This window comes from Roseovarius lutimaris (assembly GCF_900115165.1).
Lineage (GTDB): Bacteria > Pseudomonadota > Alphaproteobacteria > Rhodobacterales > Rhodobacteraceae > Roseovarius > Roseovarius lutimaris.
Genome location: NZ_FOVP01000002.1, coordinates 119,501 through 128,724, shown reverse-complemented (window position 1 = coordinate 128,724; position 9,224 = coordinate 119,501). Strand labels below are relative to the sequence as shown.

The following is a 9,224-nucleotide window of genomic DNA, read 5'->3' as shown; positions in this document are numbered from 1 at the left end:
CTCATACAAAGTTCAACACCGTGAATTGGCCCTGCTTCCAGACGAATAGGCACAATTCCTGCCATGCTGACGGGCCAGGCGGCCCGCCAGGATCGTTACCGGATCAGGATTGCGGTGACGGTTTTGCCAGCCACCTGCGGCAAGGTCAGATGATCCGCACCTGGGTGCCGACCGGAGAGATATCAAACAGCTCTGCAATCATCTCATTGTAGAGACCGATACATCCGTCCGAAGAGGGTCTTCCGATCTTGCGGGTATCGTGCGTGCCGTGAATGATATACGCAGGCCAGCTCAGATACATTGCATGCGTGCCAAGCGGGTTGTCAGGGCCGGGCGGCATGTAATGCCATTCCGGAAACCGTTCCATCATCGACGCGGTCGGTGTCCAGTCGGGACCAACTTTCTTGCGGACGATTTTGGTGTAACCGCGCTTGGTCAGCTCCTCAGAGGCGGGAACGGACGTGGGGTAGACGCGATAATCCTGGCCGTCGCCGCTCCAATAATGCAGCGCGCGTGATCCGGTATCCGCGACGATGGTGGCGACACCCAGATCGTCGAAATGATCGCGCCAGTCCTGGGTAATGAAACTTGACTGGTTTCGCCTGTTTGTTTCCACCGCAGGCTGCGCGCGCAACAAGGTGGGCGCCGCCAGACTACCTGCCAGGGCAACGCCAGACATCAGGGCATGGCGCCGTGTTATTTGGCTTTTCATTATGGTCTCCTCTTTCATGCTCTCAGCGTCAAGAACGGCGCCATCCTTTCGATCTGCGCCGTATCGTGATAGGTTTTGACGGGACCAAATGTAGGCCCGTCCTTGCGGACATCCGGCGGGGCGCCCAAGACGTGGGGACGCCGGTAACACGGCAAAACCCGCAATCCGGCAGGCATCTGAACAGGTGACAGTACGCTCCCCAAGAAGATATCCACGTGTTTCATGCTGCGTAAGTCGCCGTGCGGCCTTAAGCGAGGCTTAAGGTCTACGGATCATCGCAGGATAGTTGAAAAGGAGGTCCCTTCATGCGCGTTCTGATCGTCGAGGATGATGAATCTCTGGCCGACGGTCTGTCTGTCGGCCTGCGACTGTCCGGCCTCACGCCCGAATTGGTGACGACAATCGCAGACGCGCGCGAGGCCGTGACGCAGGGTGGGTTTGCCGCGATCTTGCTCGATATCATGCTGCCGGATGGCACAGGGTTAGATTTTCTGTCGGATTTGCGGTCACGCGCCGATACCACGCCGGTCCTGCTGCTCACTGCGTTGGATCAGGTGCAGGACCGGGTCATGGGGCTGGATGCCGGGGCGGATGACTATCTTGGCAAGCCGTTCGACCTTGACGAAGTGCTCGCCCGCTTGCGAGCAATCGTGCGGCGCGCAGAGGGCCGTGCCGACGCCGCTCTCAAATGGAACGGTCTCGATGTCGATCCGGCCCGGATGAGCGCGCGGATGCAAGGTCAGTCAATCGAATTCTCCCCCAGGGAGTTCGCGATACTGCGCGCACTTCTGGAACGACCTGGCGCAATTCTTTCCAAATCCTTACTCGAAGACCGCTTGTATGGATGGCAGGATGGTGTCGAAAGCAATGCCGTTGAGGTTCACGTCCACAAGCTGCGTGCCAAACTTGGTGCCGATTTCATCCAGACGGTGCGCGGCGCCGGTTATCGTTTGGCTAAGGACAGATCATGAATTCAATCCGAATCAGGTTGTTCGCCATCTTGCTTGCCGCGACGGGTATCGTGTGGCTCTCAGCTTTTATATGGGTTCAGCAATCCACCCGCGCCAAGGTCGAGCGCGTGCTCGATGCCCGTCTTGCCGAGGCCGGTCAGATGGTGTCTTCACTGATTTCGGACCAGCGTATCGACGTGGCTCGTGCTCCAGCGACAGTGACAGAGATCCCTACCGATGGCGAGTTTTCGCCGGTCGGCTATTCACACAAACTGTCCTGTCAGATCTGGTCCCTCGACGGGATATTGGTTGGAAGCTCGAAAAGCGCGCCTACCGCACAGTTGACCAGTGACGACACCGGGTTCAGCATCAATGTCATTGATGGAGAGAGATGGCGTGTCTATTCCGTGGTCAACGAGACGCTGGGACTGCGGATAATGGTGGGTGACAGCTATACTGTCCGGGATCGTCTCGTCCGGGATGTTACCAAGGGGCTCGTCCTTCCGGCGCTGCTGATGTTCCCGATCCTCGCTGGTCTGATACTGTTCAGTGTACGGCGTGGGTTGGTGCCGCTTGAACAGATGGCCGCCGCTTTGTCGCGACGCCCCGCCGACAATCTCAGCCCAATGGCGGTGGCATCGCTGCCGCGTGAAATCAAACCTATGGGCGTTGCGCTGAACGGTCTTTTTTCCCGAGTAGATGCGATGCGCGACCGCGAGAAAAGCTTTACCTCGTTTGCGGCTCATGAGCTCAAGACACCTCTGGCAGGAATAAAGACTCAGGCGCAGGTCGCGGCGATTGCGCCCGATTCCGAAACGCGCGGGCAGGCATTGCATCGCATCCAACTGGGCGTCGAACGCGCCGACAGAATGGTCAAGCAACTGCTGGCTCTCGCTTCGCTGGACACGGGCGATGGCACAAGCGACGGCACTTGCAACGTGATCTCAGTGGTCAAGGCGGTCGTATCGGATCTGACACGTGTCGCCACCGACAATCACGTGTCGGTCCAAATGGATGACCGCACCGATGGCAAGACGCAGGCAAATGCAGTCCTTCTGACGGTTGCCGTGCGAAATGTCCTTGAGAATGCAATCATCGCCTCGCCACCCGGCGCCACGGTAGAAATCGTCGTCTCCAGGGACGGCGAGCACTGTCTGGTGGCCGTGCTCGATCGCGGACCAGGAATTTCGGGGCCGGATCGGGCGCGGATAACGGATCGGTTCTATCGCGGAAACGGTGCGAAAGAGGGTGGCAGCGGACTTGGACTGTCGATCGTTGCCACCGCTTTGCAACGTCTTGGTGGCACCGTCGATTTCGACTCGCGTGCAGATGGCGGAGAAATTGTCACCCTGGTGTTTCCGCAAGGTTGAGTGGGTTTCGCACCGTCTGATCCAAAGAACATCAAGCGCAAACAGGCCTGTGCCATCAACGCTGCCGCTTCAGGCTGTGCCAAACCGCGCCAGGCGGACGCCCTTGCTTTCAAGCTTTTCACGAACGGCGCGGGCGATGTCCAGCGCCTCTGTGGTGTCGCCATGCACACAGATCGTATCGACCCGCGTTGCGATCCGTTTCCCGCTTTCCGCAATAATCGCGTTTTCCGTGACCATCCCAAGGATGCGATCCGCCGCCATGCCAGCATCATGGATAACCGCACCGGGACGCTTGCGGTCAACCAGGGTGGCATCGTCATTATAGGCGCGGTCGGCGAAAATCTCACCGGCCCAGTTACACCCAAGTTCCTCTGCAACCTGCTGCATCGGGGTGGCGGCCAGAACGAGAATGGTGATATCCGGCGCGATCTCCAGCGCGGCGCGGTAACAGGTGCGGGCAAGCTCGCCGTCCTCGCTGGCCATGTTCGAGAGCGCACCGTGCAATTTGAAATGCCTGACCTGCGACCCCGCGGCACGGGCCATCGCCAGCGACGCGCCCAATTGATACTGAATCATATTGCGCAGGCTGTCGGGTGAGAGGGTCATCCGGCGGCGGCCAAACCCCTGAAGGTCGCCAAATCCCGGATGCGCGCCGATGCCGACGCCCTTGTCCTGGGCCAATCGCATGGTGCGCGCCATCACGTCGGGATCACCGGCATGAAAACCACAGGCGATATTGGCCGAGGTGACGACATCCAAAAGGGCGGCGTCGTTGCCCATGGTCCAGTCACCAAAGGATTCGCCCATATCGGCATTGAGATCGACGGTTCGTGCCATTGCGCTAGTCCTCTATGTGGTCCCATCCGGTGATCGCCCCGCTGATCAACTGATAGCTCAGCAAATCGTGCATGCGGTGCGGGTCGCGGATCAGCGGTTGCACCGAACGTGCCATGTCGGCGCGCAGGGTTTCAAGGGGGCGATGTGCTGCGAGCGCCTGTTCATGGGTCACGAATTCGAACCTCAAGGGCGTACCGGGCGTCGCCTGTGCCACTTTGGCAAGGTCGCCGGGCGTGACCGTACCGATACGGGGATATCCGCCAACGGTCTGACATTCGGGCAGCAAGACGAAAGGCTGACCATCGCCGGTCATCTGAATATCGCCGACGGTCATGCATTCCGACAGGATCGTAAGCTGTTCACCGGTCGAAAACGGCGCGCCCTCAAACGCAAGCTCGGCGCCCTGACGATTGCCGCGTGGGGTACGCTCAAACGCGGTGGCCTCGAATCGCGCGCGCACATCCTCGGGGAAGTGAGCGGTGTGAACACTTGGTAAAACGGTGACGGTTCCACCGGAAAACCGGTCCTGCGGTATCAGGACATTGCCGGTTTGATCGAGCAGCGGATCGGTGCCGACAGGCAGGTGATCGCCGCTTTGAATGAGCTTGCCGATGCCCGCGGTCAGATGCGCGGCGCGGCTTGCGAGAAACGGTTTGGTGTCGATTCCACCGCCCACATGCAGATACCCGTAATTGCCTGAACTGGCCGCGCCAAGTGTAAGGTGCTGGCCCGCAGCCATGAGGTAACTGGCATTCCAGACCACTGTCGCGCCATCAAGATCGGCCTTCATCGGGGCCCCGGTAAGGGCGATGCGGATATCCTGTGTCGCCTCGAACTCGCCGCCCATGCCGGCCATTTCAATCGCCGCAAGCCCAAGGCTCTGACCAAGCAGTGCGGCCCCTTCGGCAAGCGCAACCCGATCTGCGGCACCGCCCGCCGCCAGCCCGTAAACAAGCTGTCCTTTGCGGCCCAGGTCCTGAACCGTCATGGCGGGGCCGGCCCGCCGCACGATCAAGGCGGCCGTCATGTGATCACCTCGGACGTGGCGCCGCCAAGCCCGGTCTGGTCGGTGTTTTCGATCTCGGTCAGCTCTTGCTCAGAGATTGGCGCGAACAGGATTTCATCCCCGACACCAAGGGTAAACGGCGCGTCCTGATCCGGGCGAAAACCACGAAAGGCGGTCTGCCCGATCATCCGCCAACCGGTCGGCGTTGAGGCCGTAAATAGAACCAACTGCCGGATCGCCACCGCGATGGCCCCCGTCGGCACCTGTTTGGTCAGCCCCGATTGGCGTGGGATATTCCAATGCGGTGGCAAGGTGCCAAGATAGGGCTGTCCGGGGGCAAAGCCGATGGTGAGAACACGCACGCGGGTGCTTGTCATTTCCTCGATCGCCCGATCCCGGTCGATCCCTGCCAGCTTGGCGGCCTCATCAAGTTGCGGCCCGCGTGTGCCGCCAAAGGCAGCGGGCACACGCCACAGGCGCCGCCCCTGCGGCAGCGGCACATCGGCCCAATCCGTGCCATCCAAAAGCGCCAAAAGCTGCGCGCGGATATGATCCAGGTCGGATTTCAAAGGGTCGAACAGGACAAAGGTCGAGGCGAGCGATGTTGTCGTTTCGGTGATGCCCTCAATATCGGCGGCTTCGACCCGTCCGCGAAAGGCGAGCGCCGCGCGATTGGCCCCGTCTGACAAGCGCTCGGCAAAGGTGATCAACAACCCGTCAAGGCCGACGTTTTGAAGCCTTGGAAAAGTCTTTGACTGTTTGGCTTGATCTGTCACCGTCACCTAACCTTGATGATATCACTTGTCACAATCTCAAAACGATGATAAATTGTCAACATAATACGTGTAAAAAGATATCGTTTAGGTATCAAACCAACGGGAGACCAAAAGAATGAAAGTACTTAACGCAGCATTTTTTGCGGCAGGCATGGCCATGGCCGCACCGGTCCTCGCCGAAAGCTGGGACATGCCCACACCCTATGGCGACAGCACCTTTCACACCGTCAACATTCAGCAGTTTGCCAAGGATGTAGAGGCGGCCACCAACGGCGATCTGACCATCACCGTGCATTCCGCCGGGTCGCTGTATCCGCATCCGGAAATCAAGAACGCTGTGCGCTCGCGTCAAGTGCCGATCGGCGAATTTTTCCTGTCGCGGCTCTCGAACGAGGATCTCGCCTATGGTCTCGACAGTCAGCCGTTTCTGGCCACCAATTATGACGATGCCGCCAAGCTTTAGGCCGCTCAGAAACCTGTGATCGCCGAGTTGATGGCCGCCGAGGGGCTGATGCCGTTGTTCTCGGTGCCCTGGCCCGCGCAGGGGCTTTATACCAATGGTGAAATCAAGACCGTCGATGATCTGGCCGGTCTGCGGTTCCGCGCCTACAATGCAACGCTGGAAGAATTCGCCGCTGCCGTCAACGCGGCCCCGGTTCAGGTCGAAGCCCCTGACATCCCGCAGGCCTTTGCCACGGGTCAGGTTCAGGCGATGATCACCTCGCCCTCGACCGGTGCCAATTCCAAGGCCTGGGATTTCCTGAGCCATTATTCCCCGATCGACGCATGGTTGCCGAAAAACATCGTGGTTGTGAACAAGCGCGTCTTTGACAAGCTGTCGCCAGAGACGCAATCGGCCGTCATCGAGGCCGCAGCGGCGGCAGAAACCCGCGGCTGGGATATGTCACGCGCCGAGGCGGCCGAGAAAACCAAGGTGATGGCGGATAACGGCGTGGCCATCGTGCCCCCATCCGATGAGTTGACAACTGGCCTTCAGGCGATTGGTGCAACCATGCTTGAAAGCTGGAAGGCGAACGCGAGCGAAAGCGCGATGGCCATTCTGGACGCTTACCAGAAATAGACGCACCCGGCACAGCATGGCCAATGCGCGATGCTGTGCCCCACTTACCCCCCGACCAACGCCAAGAGGAGCCCACATAATGCGGCAACTACTTGATCGGCTCTATCAGATCGCGGGCGCTATTGCGGCACTGTCTATCCTTGGCATTTGTCTTGTGGTCTCGGCGCAGGTTGTCCTGAATATTCTGGCGCGACTTGGCGGACCGGAGTTGTCCTTTACCATTCCCTCTTACGCCGATTTCGCCGGGTATATGCTCTCGACCGCGTCGTTCATGGCGCTTGCCTATACCCTGCGCAGCGGAAACCATATTCGCGTTAATCTTTTCGTTCAGAAACTGAGCGACGGCCCGAAATGGGCATTTGAAATTGTCGTTCTGGCGCTTACCATCGCGATCACCGGCTATGCCACGTGGTGTGCCGGGGCCCTGATGGCCGAAAGCATCGAATATGGCGATATCTCGACCGGCATCATCGCCATCCCGCTCTGGATACCACAGACGGCGATGGTTGCGGGGCTTGGCCTTTTGACCGTCGCGTTGATCGACACATTGATCGAAGCCCTGATCGCCCGCGCGCCTGTGCTTCTCGATTCAGGATCGGAATAACCCATGTCAGACCCGATGGTTTTCACCGTTTTGCTCTCTATCCTGCTGGTGCTGTTGGCGATGGGGATGTGGGTGGCGCTCTCGCTGACGATCATGGCCTTTGTCGCGCTGGTGTTCTTTGCAAATCCGCCCGCCGGTCAGGTTCTGGCTACCACGCTCTGGGGGCATAGCCATAGCTGGCCGCTGGCCGCCTTGCCGCTTTTCATCCTGATGGGCGAGATATTGCTGCGATCCCGCCTGAGCCAGGACATGTTTTCAGGCCTCGCCCCCTGGCTTGGCCGTATTCCGGGGCGATTGTTGCATGTCAACATCCTCGGCTGCGCGATTTTCGCGGCTGTTTCGGGTTCGTCCGCCGCCACCGCCGCCACGATCGGGCGCATGTCGGTGCCGGAACTGACCGAACGCGGCTATCCGGAAAAACTTATCCTTGGCACGCTGGCCGGCTCTGCCACACTGGGTCTGCTGATCCCGCCCTCGATCATCCTGATCGTTTATGGCGTGGCAACAGAGCAATCCATCGCGCGGTTGTTCGTGGCCGGGGTTCTGCCCGGTTTGATGCTGGTCGGGTTGTTCATCGGCTATGTGGCGCTCAGGGCGGTTATGAACCCGGCGAGCATTCCCGCGCTTGATGGCACCTATTCCTTCGGTGAAAAGCTGCGTGCGTCGCGCAGGCTTATCCTGGTTCTGTTGTTGATCGGCGGCGTTATCGGTTCGATCTATTCCGGGGTGGCCTCGCCCACGGATGCCGCCGCCCTGGGCGTTGTCTTGTCCATCGTGCTGGCGATGTCGACCGGTGGGTTTGGCTTTGCCGACTTCATGGATGCGCTTTTGTCGGCGACCAAGACCTCCTGCATGATCGCCTTCATCCTGATGGGCGCGGCGTTTTTGTCGATCTCGATGGGCTTTACCGGCATCCCGCGCAACCTGGCCACCTGGATCGGCGGGTTTGACCTGTCACCCTATGCGCTTCTGGCCGCGCTTACGGTGTTCTTCGTCATCCTGGGCTGCTTTCTGGACGGGATTTCGGTTGTGGTGCTGACCACTTCGATCATCCTGCCCATGGTCGAGGCCGCCGGAATCGACCCGCTCTGGTTTGGCATCTACCTTGTGCTGGTCGTTGAAATGAGTCAGATCACACCGCCCGTCGGCTTTAACCTCTTTGTCATTCAGGGCCTGACCGGGATCAATATCCTGCGGGTCGCAAGTGCCGCGATGCCGTTCTTTTTTCTGCTGCTTCTGGGCGCGCTTTTGATCACGGTGTTTCCGTCAATCGTAACGGTCTTGCCAAACGCCATGGGAAATTAAAGCGACGAGGCGGCCCGACTTGCCTGATCATACTGGCCCGACATCGTGCGCAGGGTCGATGCAATCTCGGCAAGCTCGGCACCGGAAACCCCGGTCCGGGGCATGCCGCTTAGAAAGCATTCCTTGCGCACCTTGCGGTAGACATCGCAAAGCTCCGCCCCGGTCTCTGAAGTGCGGTAAAACACTTCCTTGCCGCGCTTTTCCGAGGTCACAAGCCCAAGTTTCAGCAATTTGCGCAGGGCATAATTGATGGTGTGGCTGTCTTCGATATTCAGCATAAACCCGATATCGGCCAGCCGCTTTTCTCGGTCCCGGTGATTGACATTGTGCAACGCCAGAATCTCCAGCGAGCTCAGCTCGGGCATGCCTGCGGCATTCATGCATTTCTGCATCCAGCGGCTGAACGCATTATAGGCAATGATCAGGCCATATTCGAATTCCGAGGTTTCCCAACCCTCGCCTTCGGCCAGATGACGAGAGGAGACAATACGTCGGCGGTCGGGTTCGCTCATCAAGGTTTTCCTGTAAATCGTTTATAAAGTGTCTGTAAATTCAGTATATATCAAAAATGTCGAGACTTGAA

At 59.2% G+C, this 9,224-nt stretch carries 9 protein-coding genes and 1 pseudogene; 5 read left to right on the top strand and 5 right to left on the bottom strand.

What is annotated here, in order from left to right:
* Nucleotides 1-145: 145 nt before the first annotated feature.
* A complete protein-coding gene (locus tag BMZ91_RS02295) occupies nucleotides 146-712 on the bottom strand; it encodes a L,D-transpeptidase (protein WP_092834129.1) in 567 nt (188 codons plus the stop codon).
* A 305-nt stretch (nucleotides 713-1,017) separates the two neighbouring features.
* Between BMZ91_RS02295 and BMZ91_RS02290 the strand changes: the two genes are divergently transcribed.
* Complete coding sequence (locus tag BMZ91_RS02290; protein WP_092833876.1) at nucleotides 1,018-1,683, top strand: response regulator; 666 nt, start codon at nucleotides 1,018-1,020, stop codon at nucleotides 1,681-1,683.
* Nucleotides 1,680-3,032 carry an ATP-binding protein gene (locus tag BMZ91_RS02285; protein ID WP_092833874.1) on the top strand — a complete coding sequence of 451 codons (1,353 nt, stop codon included), beginning with the start codon at nucleotides 1,680-1,682 and terminating at the stop codon, nucleotides 3,030-3,032. The genes BMZ91_RS02290 and BMZ91_RS02285 overlap by 4 nt, the downstream gene beginning before the upstream one ends.
* A gap of 69 nt (nucleotides 3,033-3,101) precedes the next feature.
* Here BMZ91_RS02285 and BMZ91_RS02280 read toward each other — a convergent pair whose 3' ends face one another.
* Genes BMZ91_RS02280 through BMZ91_RS02270 form a run of 3 tightly spaced genes read right to left on the bottom strand, consistent with a single transcriptional unit; the run spans nucleotide 3,102 to nucleotide 5,651 of the window.
* Nucleotides 3,102-3,869 carry a LamB/YcsF family protein gene (locus tag BMZ91_RS02280; RefSeq protein ID WP_092833872.1) on the bottom strand — a complete coding sequence of 256 codons (768 nt, stop codon included), beginning with the start codon at nucleotides 3,867-3,869 and terminating at the stop codon, nucleotides 3,102-3,104.
* Nucleotides 3,870-3,873: 4 nt separating this feature from the next.
* The gene (locus tag BMZ91_RS02275; RefSeq protein ID WP_092833870.1) at nucleotides 3,874-4,896 is read right to left on the bottom strand and encodes a 5-oxoprolinase subunit C family protein; all 1,023 of its coding nucleotides are present in this window, start codon (nucleotides 4,894-4,896) and stop codon (nucleotides 3,874-3,876) included.
* Nucleotides 4,893-5,651, bottom strand: coding sequence for a 5-oxoprolinase subunit B family protein (locus tag BMZ91_RS02270; RefSeq protein ID WP_092834127.1), 759 nt, complete (start codon nucleotides 5,649-5,651; stop codon nucleotides 4,893-4,895). Before BMZ91_RS02270 ends, BMZ91_RS02275 begins: the two co-directional genes overlap by 4 nt.
* A 115-nt stretch (nucleotides 5,652-5,766) precedes the next feature.
* On the opposite strand from BMZ91_RS02270, the pseudogene BMZ91_RS02265 reads away from it, so the two are divergent.
* From BMZ91_RS02265 to BMZ91_RS02255, 3 genes and pseudogenes are all read left to right on the top strand, one after another.
* Nucleotides 5,767-6,732 (top strand): annotated as a pseudogene (locus BMZ91_RS02265) (TRAP transporter substrate-binding protein).
* 79 nt (nucleotides 6,733-6,811) lie between these two features.
* Nucleotides 6,812-7,336, top strand: a complete 525-nt coding sequence (locus BMZ91_RS02260; RefSeq protein WP_092833868.1) for a TRAP transporter small permease — start codon at nucleotides 6,812-6,814, stop codon at nucleotides 7,334-7,336.
* A gap of 3 nt (nucleotides 7,337-7,339) precedes the next feature.
* Entirely contained in the window at nucleotides 7,340-8,641 is a 1,302-nt protein-coding gene (locus BMZ91_RS02255; RefSeq protein ID WP_092833866.1) for a TRAP transporter large permease, read from the top strand.
* Here the strand turns inward: BMZ91_RS02255 and BMZ91_RS02250 are convergent.
* Entirely contained in the window at nucleotides 8,638-9,153 is a 516-nt protein-coding gene (locus BMZ91_RS02250) for a winged helix DNA-binding protein (RefSeq protein ID WP_092833864.1), read from the bottom strand. The two genes, BMZ91_RS02255 and BMZ91_RS02250, sit on opposite strands and share 4 nt — an antisense overlap.
* Nucleotides 9,154-9,224 lie beyond the last annotated feature (71 nt).

What these genes read in the sequence shown, in the direction of transcription:
- BMZ91_RS02295 (WP_092834129.1), bottom strand. Translation starts at nt 712, where the DNA reads ATGAAAAGCCAAATAACACGGCGCCATGCCCTGATGTCTGGCGTTGCC.
- BMZ91_RS02290 (WP_092833876.1), top strand. Translation starts at nt 1,018, where the DNA reads ATGCGCGTTCTGATCGTCGAGGATGATGAATCTCTGGCCGACGGTCTG.
- BMZ91_RS02285 (WP_092833874.1), top strand. Translation starts at nt 1,680, where the DNA reads ATGAATTCAATCCGAATCAGGTTGTTCGCCATCTTGCTTGCCGCGACG.
- BMZ91_RS02280 (WP_092833872.1), bottom strand. Translation starts at nt 3,869, where the DNA reads ATGGCACGAACCGTCGATCTCAATGCCGATATGGGCGAATCCTTTGGT.
- BMZ91_RS02275 (WP_092833870.1), bottom strand. Translation starts at nt 4,896, where the DNA reads ATGACGGCCGCCTTGATCGTGCGGCGGGCCGGCCCCGCCATGACGGTT.
- BMZ91_RS02260 (WP_092833868.1), top strand. Translation starts at nt 6,812, where the DNA reads ATGCGGCAACTACTTGATCGGCTCTATCAGATCGCGGGCGCTATTGCG.
- BMZ91_RS02255 (WP_092833866.1), top strand. Translation starts at nt 7,340, where the DNA reads ATGTCAGACCCGATGGTTTTCACCGTTTTGCTCTCTATCCTGCTGGTG.
- BMZ91_RS02250 (WP_092833864.1), bottom strand. Translation starts at nt 9,153, where the DNA reads ATGAGCGAACCCGACCGCCGACGTATTGTCTCCTCTCGTCATCTGGCC.